At 71.6% G+C, this 13,911-nt stretch carries 8 protein-coding genes; 5 read left to right on the forward strand and 3 right to left on the reverse strand.

Going from position 1 to position 13,911, the window contains the following annotated elements; genetic code table 11:
• Positions 1–111: 111 nt before the first annotated feature.
• The 3 genes from FRAQA3DRAFT_RS27070 to FRAQA3DRAFT_RS27080 form a co-directional block, all read right to left on the reverse strand.
• Entirely contained in the window at positions 112–1,482 is a 1,371-nt protein-coding gene (locus FRAQA3DRAFT_RS27070) for a phosphotransferase (protein WP_009742240.1), read from the reverse strand.
• Positions 1,483–1,711: 229 nt separating this feature from the next.
• On the reverse strand, positions 1,712–3,436 hold the full coding sequence (gene treS, locus FRAQA3DRAFT_RS27075; protein ID WP_009742241.1) for a maltose alpha-D-glucosyltransferase: 1,725 nt from the start codon (positions 3,434–3,436) through the stop codon (positions 1,712–1,714).
• On the reverse strand, positions 3,436–5,460 hold the full coding sequence (locus FRAQA3DRAFT_RS27080; protein ID WP_009742242.1) for an alpha-1,4-glucan--maltose-1-phosphate maltosyltransferase: 2,025 nt from the start codon (positions 5,458–5,460) through the stop codon (positions 3,436–3,438). The genes treS and FRAQA3DRAFT_RS27080 overlap by 1 nt, the downstream gene beginning before the upstream one ends.
• 818 nt (positions 5,461–6,278) lie before the next feature.
• Here FRAQA3DRAFT_RS27080 and FRAQA3DRAFT_RS27085 point away from each other — a divergent pair.
• The 5 genes from FRAQA3DRAFT_RS27085 (at position 6,279) to FRAQA3DRAFT_RS27105 (ending at position 13,780) form a co-directional block, all read left to right on the forward strand.
• Positions 6,279–6,854 carry a TerD family protein gene (locus FRAQA3DRAFT_RS27085; protein WP_009742243.1) on the forward strand — a complete coding sequence of 192 codons (576 nt, stop codon included), beginning with the start codon at positions 6,279–6,281 and terminating at the stop codon, positions 6,852–6,854.
• 384 nt (positions 6,855–7,238) lie between these two features.
• Positions 7,239–8,462, forward strand: a complete 1,224-nt coding sequence (locus FRAQA3DRAFT_RS27090) for a DUF475 domain-containing protein (RefSeq protein ID WP_035923580.1) — start codon at positions 7,239–7,241, stop codon at positions 8,460–8,462.
• A 222-nt stretch (positions 8,463–8,684) separates the two neighbouring features.
• Entirely contained in the window at positions 8,685–9,362 is a 678-nt protein-coding gene (locus FRAQA3DRAFT_RS27095; protein WP_009742245.1) for a protein involved in stress response, read from the forward strand.
• 67 nt (positions 9,363–9,429) lie between these two features.
• Positions 9,430–12,057, forward strand: a complete 2,628-nt coding sequence (locus FRAQA3DRAFT_RS37760) for a co-chaperone GrpE (RefSeq protein WP_009742246.1) — start codon at positions 9,430–9,432, stop codon at positions 12,055–12,057.
• A 52-nt stretch (positions 12,058–12,109) separates the two neighbouring features.
• Positions 12,110–13,780 (forward strand): Hsp70 family protein, encoded by a 1,671-nt coding sequence (locus tag FRAQA3DRAFT_RS27105; protein ID WP_009742247.1) that lies wholly within the window; start codon positions 12,110–12,112, stop codon positions 13,778–13,780.
• Positions 13,781–13,911: the final 131 nt, after the last annotated feature.

A 13,911-nucleotide genomic window follows, 5' to 3' on the forward strand; every position in this document is an offset into this window, starting at 1 on the left:
TGTCGTTGTTGACGTCGCCGTTGTTCACTGGGACACCCCTGCCTCTCTCCGCGATGGGGACGATGGTCCGGCTCACCGGCGTCGGTGGCGGGTCGGTCCGCCCGCGCCCGCTCATCCGGCCGGTGGGTGAGCCTGGGCGAGCCGCTCCACCGAGGCCAGCGGGATGCCGATCCACCCCGGCCGGTGACGTGCCTCGTACAGCACCTCGTAGACCGCCTTGTCGAGCTCGAACGCGCGCAGCATCGCCGCGTCGGCGCGCGGGTCGCGACCGGCCGCGGCGCCGTACCCCTGGCAGAACGCCTCCCGGTTGCGGTCGGCCCACTCCTGCGCCCGGTAGACCAGCGCGGGCTCGTCGCCCCGCTCCAGCAGCATGGAACGGGCCGCGTAGTCGAACGAGCGCAGCATCCCGGCGACGTCGCGCAGCGGGGACTCCAACCCCACCCGCTCGGCGACCGGGCGGGCCGGCTCGCCCTCGAAGTCGAACAGCACCCAGCCCGAGTCGACCCGCAGCACCTGGCCGAGATGCAGGTCGCCGTGCAGCCGCTGGAACGGCCGGGGATGGACGACCGCCGGCGCCGCGCCGGTGAGCTCGTCGTAGGACTTGCGTACGGCGGCGGAGAAGGGGCGCAGCTCGGCGACGGCCTCGACGGCGGCGTCGAGCCGGCCGTGCAGGTAGGTCACCAGGGTGCGCAGCGCGTCGGCGGTGGGCTGGCGCGTCGGCAGCGTCCGGGCGAGGTCCGCGTGCACCTCGGCGGTGGCCGCGCCGAGCCGCTCGGCCTCCGCGGCGAAGTCCCCGCCGACCTCGTCGGCGTGCAGGTCGGCCTCGGCGTAGAGGTCGCGCACGCTGGCCAGCGCCAGCCGCCAGCCCTCGGTCCCGCTGCGCAGGTACTCCTGGAGGAAACCGAACGTGGTCTGCCGTCCCTCGAGGTCCCCGGAGAACCAGGCGACCGGGGTGGCGACGTGCGTGCTGCCGGCGTCGGCGAGCGCCCGGGTGACCTCCAGATCGGGGTTGACGCCCGGCCACAGGCGGCGGAACACCTTGAGGATGTAGGCCTCGCCGTAGATGATCGAAGTGTTGGACTGCTCCGCGCCGACGGCGTGCGCGGGCAGGTTGTCCAGCGGCCGCGTCGTCTCGGCGACGAGGTCGTCCCGGCGCGCCGAGCGGCCGAGGAAGTGCAGCAGGGCGGCGCTGCCGTCGGGGTCGTGCAGACCGTCGTACACGAGCCCGCCGCCGCACTCGCCGATCAGGAAGCCCTCGTGGCCGAAGGGGGCGTCGGCCCGGATCACCAGGGGCACCTGGTAGTGGTCCGGCGGCCCGTGGTCGTAGTCCACGTCGACGACGAGCAGCCGCAGCGGTTCGAAGACGACGGTGTCCCGGCGGATCCGTATCCGCCCGGCGCCGCGGCCCTTGCCGGCGAACCAGCGCTGTCGGGGAAGCCAGTCGGTCAGCAGGCCGGTCAGTTCGGCGTGGTGGTCACCCATCCTCGACCTCCCGATGCCTGTGCTCGACGATCATCGTGTGCACCTAACGTCGAATGTCCCGAAAGTTACCCTTCGTCGGCCATGTCGCGCGCGTACCCAACGCGGCGACCTCGGTGTTCCCGCCGGCCCGTCCCGCGGTCCGCCGGCCGGCCCCCCGGTTTCGCCCGACCCGGCCCTCGATACGAAGCCGAGTCTCGCGCCCTACTCTCCCCCCGTCCGCCCCAGGGGGCTAGGGGGTGAATTCCCCCGGTACGGTCAACGCGAACCAGTAATGTCCGTGGCCGGGCAACGTCAGCAGGTACGGGAGCTCGCCGATCGGCGGGAAGTGCACCCGGCCGAGCAGCTCGACGGGCACCAATCCCTCGAAACGCCGCAGGTCGAGCTCCACCGGCTGGGCGAAGCGGGACAGGTTCGCGACGCACAGCACCCGGTCGTCGCCGAATTCGCGCACGTACGCGAAGACCGACGGATTGGACGCGCTCAGCTCCTCGTAGGTACCCAGACCGAAGACGGGATGGCGCTTGCGCACCTCGATCATCCGTTTCGTCCAGGACAGGAACGACGTCGGCATCCGCTGTCCGGCCTCGACGTTGAGCGCCTGGTAGCCGTACACCGGGTCCATGATCAGGGGCAGGTAGAGCCGGGCCGGGTCGGACGTGGAGAAGCCGGCGTTGCGGTCGGGCGACCACTGCATCGGGGTCCGCACGCTGTCCCGGTCACCGAGGTAGATGTTGTCGCCCATGCCGATCTCGTCGCCGTAGTACAGCACCGGGGAACCCGGCAGCGACAGCAGCAGGGCGGTGAACAACTCCATCTGGTCGCGGCTGTTGTCCAGCAGCGGGGCCAGCCGGCGGCGGATGCCGATGTTCGCCTTCATGCGGGGGTCCTTGGCGTACTCCGCCCACATGTAGTCGCGCTCGTCGTCGGTCACCATCTCCAGGGTGAGCTCGTCGTGGTTGCGCAGGAAGATGCCCCACTGGCAGTTCGGTGGGATCTGCGGAGTCTGGGAGAGGATCTCCGAGATGGGATAGCGCGACTCCCGCCGCACCGCCATGAAGATGCGCGGCATCAGCGGGAAGTGGAACGCCATGTGGCACTCGTCGTCGTTGCCGAAGTACTCGACGACGTCGGAGGGCCACTGGTTGGCCTCGGCGAGCAGCACCCGGTCCGCGTACTTCGCGTCGACCTCCTTGCGGACCCGCCGGAGGTACTCGTGGGTCTCCGGCAGGTTCTCGCCGTTGGTGCCGTCCCGCACGTAGAGATAGGGCACCGCGTCGAGCCGGAAACCGTCGATGCCGAGGTCCAGCCAGAAGCGCAGGACCTCCAGCATCGCCTCCTGGACATCGGGGTTGTCGTAGTTCAGGTCGGGCTGGTGGGAGAAGAAGCGGTGCCAGTAGTACTGGCCGCGCACCGGGTCCCAGGACCAGTTCGACTTCTCCGTGTCGACGAAGATGATCCGCGCCTCGGGATACCGCTCGTCGGTGTCGGACCAGACGTAGAAGTCCCCGAAGGGCCCGTCCGGATCGGACCGGGACGCCTGGAACCAGGGATGGGCGTCGGAGGTGTGGTTCATCACCAGGTCGGCGATGATCCGGATGCCGCGGCGGTGCGCCTCGTCGACGAGGCTCACGAAGTCGCCCAGGTCGCCGAACTCGGGCAGGATCTGAAAATAGTCGCTGATGTCGTAACCGCCGTCGCGCAGCGGCGAGGAATAGATCGGCAGCAGCCACAGGCAGTCGACGCCGAGCCACTCCAGATAGTCGAGCTTGGAGATCAGGCCACGGATGTCGCCCGTGCCGTCGCCGTTGGAGTCGGCGAAGCCGCGGATGAGTACCTCGTAGAACACGGCGCGCTTGAACCAGTACGGGTCGCGGGACGTCTCCCCGACGGGACCGGCGGGGGCCGGGCGGGGGGTGTCGTCGCCGATGGGCTCGCTGAGGGGTTCTGGTTCCATCACGACCGGGCTCGCACGGTGAGGATGTGCGCGGGCTGGACCGACGGGTCGAGTCGGACGTAGTTGTCCCGGCCCCACCGGTAGGTCTCGCCGGTGAATTCGTCGGTCACGTCGAAGGAGTCGTCCCAGCCGAGGCCCAGGGCGGGCATGTCGAGGCGCACCGTGGTCTCCCGCACGTCGTGCGGGTCGAGGTTGACGATGACGAGCACGGTGTCGGCATCACCCGAGCCGCCTGGACCGCCCGAGCCGCCTGAGCCGTCCACGTCCGCCAGCCGCTTGGAGTAGACGATGAACTCGTCGCCGTCGGCATGGTGCAGGTGCAGGTTGCGCAGCCAGTGCAGCGCCGGGTGGGCCCGGCGGATCTGGTTGAGCCGGGTCAGGTAGGGCGCGAGCGAGCGGCCCTCCCGCTCGGCCGCCGCCCAGTCCCGCGGCCGGTACTGGTACTTCTCCGAGTCGAGGTACTCCTCGCTGCCCGGCCGGACCGGGGTGTTCTCGTACAGCTCGTATCCGGCGTACACGCCCCAGGTCGGCGACATCGTGGCCGCGAGCACCGCGCGGATCCGGAACGCCGCCGGCCCGCCCTCCTGCAGGAAGCCCGGCAGGATGTCCGGGGTGTTCACGAAGAAGTTCGGCCGCATGTAGTGGGCGGCGTCGATCAGTTCGCGGGCGTACTCCTCCAGCTCCCACTTCTGGTTACGCCAGGTGAAGTACGTGTACGACTGGGTGAAACCAACCTTGGCGAGGGTGTGCATCATCGCCGGTCGGGTGAACGCCTCCGCGAGGAACAGCACGTCCGGCTCGGTCGCCTTCACCTGGCCGATGAGCCACTCCCAGAACTCGACCGGCTTCGTGTGCGGGTTGTCCACCCGGAAGATTCGCACTCCGTGCGCGGTCCAGTGCCGGACCACCCGCAGGATCTCCTGATAGAGCCCGGACGGGTCGGTGTCGAAGTTCAGCGGGTAGATGTCCTGGTACTTCTTCGGCGGATTCTCCGCGTACGCGATCGAGCCGTCGCTGCGCACGACGAACCACTCCGGGTGGTGCTTCGCCCACGGATGGTCCGGCGCGCACTGCAGGGCGAGATCCAGGGCGATCTCCATGCCCAGGGAGCGGGCCCGCGCGACGAACAGGTCGAAGTCCTCGATGGTCCCCAGGTCCGGGTGCACGGCGTCGTGGCCGCCGTGCTCGCTGCCGATCGCCCAGGGCGAGCCGGGGTCGTCCGGGCCGGGGACGAGGGTGTTGTTCGGGCCCTTGCGGTTGACCTCGCCGACCGGGTGGATCGGCGGCAGGTACACCACGTCGAAGCCCATTTCGGCGATCGCCGGCAGCCGCTCGGCGGCGGTGAGGAAGGTCCCCGAGCGCGGCGGGTCGAGGGTCGCCCCCTCCGATCGCGGGAACATCTCGTACCAGCTCCCGTACAGGGCTCGGGGCCGGTCGACCCAGATCCGGTACAGGGGGGAGCGGGTGACCAGCTCGCGCAGGGGAAACGCGTCCAGCAGGCTCGTCAGCCGGGGGTCCAGGGCGGCGGCGATCCGTTCGTGGGGATCGTCGAGGGTGTCGTCGCGCAGCGCCGCCACCGCCCGGGCGACCTCGGCGCGGCGCCCCTCCGGCACACCCGGCAGCGCCCGCAGCAGCAGCCGCGCGCCGTCCTCGAAGTCGACCGCGAGCTCGTCGACGCTCTGTCCCGCGCCGACCTTGAGCTCGATGCCGTGCCGCCAGGTGGCGACCGGATCCGACCACGCCTCGACGCGGTATCCCCACAGGCCTTCGTCGCCGGTAGTGATCTCCGCCTCGACACGATCGGTGCCGGGGCCCGCGGAATGCATGCGGATGAACGGCGTGCCCTGGCCGTCGGGACCCGACAGCACGACGTTCGCCCCGATGAGGTCGTGACCCTCGCGGAACACGGTCGCACCGACGGTGAGGTCTTCGCCCACGACCGCGCGCGCGGGCCACTGCCCACACGACACGACCGGGGTCACATCGGAGATGACAACCCGGCCTACTGAACGTCCGATCATCATGGCGACCTTATCCAGACGAACCACGCCTCAATGGTCCGCCCTGCACGTGGCGAATAACGACACCTCTGCGTGAACTGCCCGCGACCACCGGATGGGTGATTGTTGGCGTTGGGGTGGGTCCGCCTGCCCCGTCCGGATGGTTCGTGCCGAAGCCGATGTTCCCCAGTTGCGGCGCCCACGAACGTCCGAACCTCGTCTGTTGTGCCGTCCGGCATGCGCTTTCGCTGCCGCACCGGTGACAGTGCCGGGCGTGGTGCGGGTCCGGTGGGTCCGTCCGGCGTTGCGGTGGCGTTGGGTAACCGGATGGATCGTGTTCCACCTGCGTTACCGGCGGGTGAAGTGACCGCCCGATCGTGTCATCCGGCGTTGGTCCGGGACCTGTCGGATCCGCGACGGCGAGCGGGCCGGGAGCCCGGTATACCGGTTCGGGTCGGATGGCCGTCCGCGGCCGGACTGGTTCCCCGCGTGGCGGGGTGACCGTCCCTGTCGTCGCGCCGCGGGGCGCCGGGCGCTCCGGCGGTCCCGCACGCGGGGACGAAGGGGGTGGGACCCGGACGGGCGGGGCGGCGCGGTCACGGGTGGACCGGCGGTGGGAACCTCGCGCGCGACTCGTTCGTCCCGCAGAGCACACGTACTCCGGCACGTGGCCTCCGCGGGCGGAGAGTCATCGTGCCGAACGCGTCGGGCAGTAGGCTGCCGGCGCCCGGCCGCCGGGGTACCCGGGACACCCGGGGGCGTGCCGCGCTCCCGGCCAGCGGCCGCCGCCCGGCTCGGTGGCGGCCCCCAGACAACGCAGTCGACGCACAGCAGGAGGAACAGTGGGAGTCAGTCTCAGCAAGGGCGGCAACGTGTCGCTGTCCAAGGAGGCGCCCGGTCTGACCAACATCCTGGTCGGCCTCGGCTGGGACGTGCGCAGCACGACCGGCGCCGACTTCGACCTGGACGCCAGCGCCATCGCGTGCCGCGCCGACGGCAAGGTCGTCTCGGACGGGCACTTCGTCTTCTTCAACAACCTCAAGAGCCCCGAGGGCGCGATCGAGCACAAGGGCGACAACCTCACCGGTGAGGGTGAGGGCGACGACGAGGCCATCGCCGTGAACCTCACGACGCTGCCCACGGAGATCGACAAGATCGTGTTCCCGGTCTCCATCTACGACGCGGACTCGCGCCAGCAGAACTTCGGTCAGGTCCGCAACGCCTTCATCCGGATCGTCAACGGCGCCGGCGGCACCGAGATCGCCCGCTACGACCTCACCGAGGACGCCTCCACCGAGACGGCCATGGTGTTCGGCGAGGTCTACCGGCACGGGTCGGACTGGAAGTTCCGCGCCGTCGGCCAGGGCTATGCCTCGGGCCTGGCCGGGATCGCCCGCGACTTCGGCGTCAACGTCTGACCTGGGTCCGCGTCAGCGCACCACGCCGGGCCGCGTGCCCGGCGGCCGGGTGGCCGGTGCCGGTCCGAGGACCGGCACCGGCCATTTCCGGTGGCGCCGTCCGCCGGCCCGGGACGACCGGCGGCGACGCAGCGTGCTCCAGCACTCGGTGTGTGTGGAGGTAGTGCGCGGGTAGGGGCCGCTCATCCGGTGTAACCCATTTGTCAGGTCGCGCCCACCGGACGAGCAGCTACGATGCCGACGACCGCCGCTCCGGGCCAACCGGCCGCGGGCCGACGCGGTCTCCGGCGAGTTCAGGCGACGTGGCGGGATCCGACGGACCGCGGATCCGCCCGCGCGGCGCGACCGGGGTCTGGCGACCGGTCCGGAAAGGTGTTGATGGGCGTGCACGCCTTGCGGATCTTCGGGTGGTCGTTGGCGATCACCGCGATCGGGGTGGCCGGAGCGGGGGTGATCGGCGGCCCCCGGGACGCGGCCATCGTGGCCATCCTCGCGGTGCTCGAGATCAGCCTCTCCTTCGACAACGCGGTCATCAACGCGACGATCCTGCGCCGGATGAGCGCGTTCTGGCAGAAGCTCTTCCTGACGGTCGGCGTCCTCATCGCCGTGTTCGGCATGCGGTTGATCTTTCCGATCGTCATCGTGGCGCTGACCGCCCACCTCGGCCCGCTCGAGGTCTTCGACCTGGCGCTCAACGACGGCGACCAGTACGCGGAGAAGCTCGGCGACGCGCACCCGGCGATCGCCGCGTTCGGCGGGATCTTCCTGTTCATGCTGTTCCTGGACTTCCTGTTCGATCCCGAGCGGGAGGTTCAGTGGATCAAGAAGCTGGAGGAGCCGCTGCGCCGCGCCGGCCAGCTCGACGTGATCCCGACCGTGATCGGCCTCATCGCGCTGCTCGTCGTGGGCGAGGCGTTCGCCGGTGACCACACCCAGCAGGTGCTGACCGCGGGCGTCGCGGGCCTGGCCACCTACCTCGGGGTGCGTGGTCTCGGCGAGTTCTTCGAGTCGCGCGGAGTCGGCGCCGACGCCGACGCCGACGCCGACACCGAGGACGCCGGGAAGGACACCGAGGACGCCGGGAAGGACACCGAGGACGCCGGGAAGACGGCCGGCGCCCCGCGGTCCTCGGGGCAGCCGAAGCTGGTGCTCGCCACCGGCAAGGCGGCCGCCTTCCTGTTCCTCTACCTGGAGGTCATCGACGCGTCGTTCTCGTTCGACGGCGTCGTCGGCGCGTTCGCGATCTCCCAGAACATCTTCGTCATCGCCACCGGCCTGGGCATCGGCGCGATGTACATCCGTTCGCTGACCGTGTATCTCGTCCACCGCGGCACGCTGGCCGAGTACATCTACCTCGAACACGGCGCGCACTATGCGATCGGCGCGCTCGCGATCATCCTCGCGATCTCGATCGAGACCGAGGTCCCGGAGATCGTCACCGGCCTGGTCGGGGTGGCCTTCATTGGCCTGGCGCTGCTGTCCTCCATCCGGCACCGCCGCCGGCACGCCGACTCCGCCGACTCTGCCGACTCCGCCGACTCCGCGAGGGGCGACGAGGGCGAAGGCGGCCAGGGGCAGCCGCGCGAGGCGGTGGGCGCGCCGCTGTAACGCCGGCGCGACTGCCGTGACCGGTCAGGCCGAGGGGCGGTGGGCGGTGGACGGGCCGTCGGCGGTCCCGCACATCCTGCGGGCGCTGCGGTCTGGAGCGGTCCACTCCGGATGTGACATCGTCGGGGCGACATCCGGGCGCAGCCGGCGACCATCCACCCACCGGTCGTATTCGCCTACCGATCGCAGATCACAAATCCGGCAACCGCAAAGGAGCGGACCATGGGCATCGACTACACCAAGCGTCCCGCCACGTCACCGGCCGGCTCCGGCCAGGTTTCGCTGAGCAAGGTGACGCTGACGAAGTCCGCGCCGACCGTGTCGCTGAACAAGCAGGGCGGCGGCGGCCGGCTGCACGTCAACCTCAACTGGAATCAGAACCCGGCCGGCGGCCAGCAGAAGGGCGGCTTCCTCAAGCGGGTGCTCGGCGCCGCCGGTGGCGGAATCGACCTGGACCTGGCCGCGCTGTTCGAGCTCACCGACGGCCGCTCCGGCGTGGTGCAGGCGCTGGGCGACGCGTTCGGCTCGTTCGACGGCCCGCCCTACGTCAACCTCGACGCGGATGACCGGACCGGTGCCGCCGTGGGTGGGGAGAACCTCTACGTCAACCTCGCGCAGATCGGCCAGATCCGCCGGCTGCTCGTGTTCGCCTTCATCTACCAGGGTGTGGCCTCGTTCGACCAGGCCGAGGCGGTGGTAACCCTGACGCCCGCCCAGGGTGCCCCGATCGAGGTACGCCTCGACGAGCAGGCCGGCGGCGCGCGGATGTGTGCGATCGCGCTGCTGACCAACACCGGCAACGACTTCACCGTCAGCCGCGAGGTCCGGTACGTCAGCGGACACCGCGAGCTCGACGAGGCATACGGCTGGGGGCTGAACTGGACCGCCGGCCGTAAGTGAGTAACGCCGGTACCTCGCGATGACCCCCCCGGTCCCGCCGCCCGGCGGCGAGGAGGATCGATACCCGATGTTCCAGCCACGCCGCGATCACGCGCCCCGCGGCCGGGGAAGCTGGTTTCCGCCCGGCGGGGCGCGCTCCGGCCCGCCGGACGATCTGGCTTCCGATTCCCTGGCTTCCGATTCCCTGGCTCCGGATCCGTTGGAGCCCGATCCGTTGGAGCCGGATCCGCTGTCGGGCACCGGCGAGCCGAACCGCGACCCGCGGGGGGCGCGGGACGGGCTGGAGCCGTTCGCCACGGGCGGCTACTCGGCCTGGCGGGGGCCGGACCGTTCTGCCCAGGATCGGGCGGCGCAGGATCGGGCGGCGCAGGATCGGGCGGCCCAGGAGCGGGCGGCGCAGGATCGGGCGGCGCAGGATCGGGCGGCGCAGGATCGGGCGGCCTACGAGCGGTCGGTGCGGGACGCCGGCCCGCTGCGCGACGACCTGCTCCGCGGCTGGGATCCGCGGCCGGCGGGCCAGGGCTCGGGGGACTATTTCGACCCGCCCGAGCGCACCCACCGCTCCGGCGGGCGCCATGAGGCGGGCGGGGGGGCGGTCCCCGGGGCCGACGCGGACTGGGACGAGTCCGTGCCGGTGGGCGTGCGCGGATTCGGGGTGCCGCCGCTCGGCCCGACCGCGCCGGTCGACCCGTACGCGCGCGGGGAACGCGACCACGCCGGTGCCGCGGACGCTCTCCCCACCGGCGACGCCCTCGACTCCGCGGCCGACGACGCTCTCCCCACCGGCGATGCCTTCCTCCAGACCGGCGAAGCCCTCCCCAGCGGCGACGCCTTCCATGACGACGACGTCCTCGGCTCCGCGGCCGACCCCTTCGAGGGCGCGGCAGGCGCCGTCGACGTGGTGCCCGGGGCCGACGGCTACGACGGCGGGCGCTGGCGCGACGAGCCGGCCGACGGTTACCTCGGCGAGCCCCACCCGCCCGCCGTCCGGCGCTACGCCGACCCCCGGCATCTGGCCGACCCCCGGCATCTGGCCGGCCCCGCTTATCAGGCCGATCCCCGGCGTCCGGCGGACCCCGCGCATCAGGCGGACCTCGCCTACGAAGCCGACTCCGCGGATCCGGACGACCCGGGCCGACCCGGGCGCGCCGAGCCGGCTTGGGCGGACGGTGTCGACCTGGACGCCGCGACGGAGCCGGGCCGCCCGCAGCGCAACGGCGGCCGGCGCCTGTACCCACAGGAACTGGAGCACTCCCGCCGCCTGGACTATCCGGACCTGCTCGCGCCGGGGGAGCGTGACGATCCGGGCGAGTACCCGCAGGGGGTGCAGCCCGACGACCCGATGGTGGCGGCGTCCGGCAGGTATGCCGATCTCGCCGGGCCGACGAACGACGGTGGGCCGGTCGCCGAGGCGTGGGCACCCGGCGAGGCCGGGACGATCGCGCTCGGCGTCGACGACGAGGCGCTGCGGGCGGCCGGTTTCGCGGTGTCGCCCGCGGCGGGCGCGCCACCCGCGCCCGCCGGGTATGCCGATCCCGCCGGGTATGCCGATCCCGCCGGGTATGCCGATCCCGCTGGGCGTGACGGCGCCGGGAACGTCGGATCGGACCCGGACCCCGAGGACGACCCGTACTCCGGGTATCCCCGATATGGCCGTCCCGAGCACGGCGGACACCGGGCGGATGTTGCGGCCGGGAGGGAGGACCTCCTGTCCCGGGGTGGCGTCTCATCCGCGCACGCCGTTCGCGCCACCGACGACAGGTCCGGTGCCGACGGGTCGAGCGACGTCGAGGCAGAGGTCATCGGGTCGGGAGAGGCCCGAGGAAGCGGCGATCACGACGAGGTCGAAGGCCCGGCGGGCGCGGTGTATTACGACGACGTGGACGATCCCGCGGTGGCGGACTTCCCTGGCGGCCCGGACTTCCCCGGCGGCCCGGATAACCCTGGCGGCCCGGTGCCGGACGACCTGGCCGATGAGGGTGCGGTGCGCACCGGCGGCCCGCTGGGCCTGTCCGCTCCCGGCCCCGACGACGACGCGGACGGGGTGTCGGCGGCGGACGCGGCGGGCGGCCGGGGCGCCGGGCGAGACGGCGAAGCCGGTCGTGACCAGGGCGCCGGTCGTGACCAGGCTGCCGGGCGCGAGGAGGATTCCGCGGCGGCTGCGGCGGCTGCGCATTCACTGCGCGGCGGGCCGTCGGCCGCCGGGCCGGCGGGGGACGGTGACCTGGCCGGGTCGATCGGCGCGGTCCAGGCGGTGGCCCTGGAGCGCCTCGCCAGCCAGGTCGACGAGCTTGCCCGGCTGCGCCGCCACGACGCGGAGCTGGTGGACCGGCTGCACGCGGAGAACAGCCGGCTGCGGGCCGGTGAGCTCACCGAGGCGATGGCGCCGCTGCTACGGGGCCTGATCCGGCTGCACGATCAGATGGGTAGCCTGGGGGCGGACGATCCGCAGAGCGTCGCCGGCATCCTGCGTAAGCAGCTGCTCCAGGTGCTGGACCTGGCCGTGGACGTGCGGCCGTACACAGCGGTACCGGGCGGGAAGTTCGACCCGGCGCGGCATCTGGGTGTGCGGCGGGTAGCCACGGACGATCCGGGACGGGACGGGACCATCGCCCGCACCGTGCGACCCGGCTTCGTCCGCGGGGAGACGACCGTCGTCCGGCCCGCCGAGACCGAGGTCTACCGCTCGCGCTGAGTCGCGGTGGCGGCGAACGCTGACGAGACTTGCGAAGGGAAGAGTTCAGACGGTGGCGGGTACCAAGGTGTTCGGGATCGACCTGGGCACGACCTACTCCTGCATCGCCCAGGTCGACGAGTACGGCCGGCCGGACGTGATCCGCAACATCGAGTCCCAGCCCACGACGCCGTCGGTCGTGCTGTTCGACGGCGGTGGCGAGGGCGCCACGTCCTTCGTGGTGGGCACTCAGGCCAAGCGGCAGGCCCGCATCCGCCCCGACGACGTCGCGCGGCTGGTCAAGCGGCACATGGGCGCGTCCGACTGGCGCTTCGTCGCCCACGACGTGGAGTACAGCGCCTCGGCGGTGTCGAGCCTCGTGCTCAAGGCGCTCGCCGCCGACGCGGAGCGGGCGACCGGTACCCCGGTCACGGACGCGGTCATCACCGTGCCGGCGTACTTCGGTGACGAGGAGCGCAAGGCCACCAAACTCGCCGGCGAGCTGGCCGGGCTCAACGTGGTCGACATCATCAACGAGCCGACGGCCGCGGCGTTCGCGTACGGCTTCGGCCAGGACGGCGCGGAGGAGTCGACGGTCCTGGTCTACGACCTCGGCGGCGGCACGTTCGACACGACGGTCATCCGGCTGAGCGAAAGCGCGATCACCGTGGTGGCCACCGACGGCGACCACGAGCTCGGCGGTGCGGACTGGGACAACGAGCTCGTCCGCTACCTGGCGCAGAAGTTCACCGAGGCGCAGCCCGACGCGGGCGACCCCCTCGACGACGTCTACGACGAGCAGGAGCTGCTCACCGCGGCCGAGGACGCCAAGCTCGCGCTGTCCGGGCGGGACAGCGTCGACGTCCTCGTCGTGCACAAGGGCAGGCGGGTGAGCGTGCCGGTGACCCGGGCGACGTTCGAGGAGATCACCGGGCCGCTGCTGCGACGCACCCTGGACCTGACCGGTTCCGTGCTGGAGCGGGCCCGGGAGAAGGGCGTCGAGAAGATCGACCTGTGCCTGCTGGTCGGCGGCATGAGCAAGACCCCGGCGGTCGCCCGACGGCTGCAGGAGTCCTTCGGGCTCACCTCCCGGCTGGTCGATCCGGACCTGGCCGTGGCCAAGGGCGCCGCCGTGTACGGGCAGAAGAAGGCGCTCGAACGCGAGGTCCACTCCGACCTGGTGGCCAGTGGGGCGCTGCGGCCCGACCAGGACCTCGCCGCGGCCGACGCCGCCGAGGTCGAGAAGGCGGCGGCGGCCAGCGCCGGCGCCGCGGGGCTCGCGACCGCGTCCGTGGTCGACCTCGTCCGCACCAAGGTCACCAACGTCACCTCCCGTGGCTTCGGAATCTTCGCCGAGGACCGCGGCGTGCCGGTCGCGGCCTTCCTCGCCCACCAGAACGACGCGCTGCCAATCTCGGTGACCCGGACCTTCTACACCGTGACCGACGATCAGGCCGAGGTCGACATCCGGGTCTTCGAGCAGGGGACCACCGCGGAGTCCACGGTGATCGACGACAACAAGGTGATCGTCGCCGGTGCGATCTCCGGGATTCCGCCGGGCCACCAGCGCGGCACGCAGGTCGAGGTGACGTTCTCGATGGCGGCGGACCAGACAATTCGGGTTACCGCGTCGCACGAGGGTGCCGCCACCGCGCTGGTCCTTCAGGTGCGTGCCGGGGTTGGTTCGGAGGAGATGCGGGCGACCGAGTCGGCGAAGGTGAGCCTGCTCAAGCAGCGGGACTGAGCCGGTCGATCCCGCGACCAGGGACTTCTTCCGCGGCCCCGCCAAAATGCCCTCGACAAGTGTTATGAGCTGCCAATTTCCCGCGTACGCAGGCGCTTCCGGGTATCGGCCCCGTAGTCGGTAGGGTCAGC

Origin of the sequence: Frankia sp. QA3 (assembly GCF_000262465.1) — a bacterium.
Taxonomy (GTDB): domain Bacteria; phylum Actinomycetota; class Actinomycetes; order Frankiales; family Frankiaceae; genus Frankia.

Coding starts and splice junctions, on each gene's coding strand:
- FRAQA3DRAFT_RS27070 (WP_009742240.1), bottom strand. CDS start 1,482: ATGGGTGACCACCACGCCGAACTGACCGGCCTGCTGACCGACTGGCTT.
- treS (WP_009742241.1), bottom strand. CDS start 3,436: ATGGAACCAGAACCCCTCAGCGAGCCCATCGGCGACGACACCCCCCGC.
- FRAQA3DRAFT_RS27080 (WP_009742242.1), bottom strand. CDS start 5,460: ATGATGATCGGACGTTCAGTAGGCCGGGTTGTCATCTCCGATGTGACC.
- FRAQA3DRAFT_RS27095 (WP_009742245.1), top strand. CDS start 8,685: ATGGGCATCGACTACACCAAGCGTCCCGCCACGTCACCGGCCGGCTCC.
- FRAQA3DRAFT_RS37760 (WP_009742246.1), top strand. CDS start 9,430: ATGTTCCAGCCACGCCGCGATCACGCGCCCCGCGGCCGGGGAAGCTGG.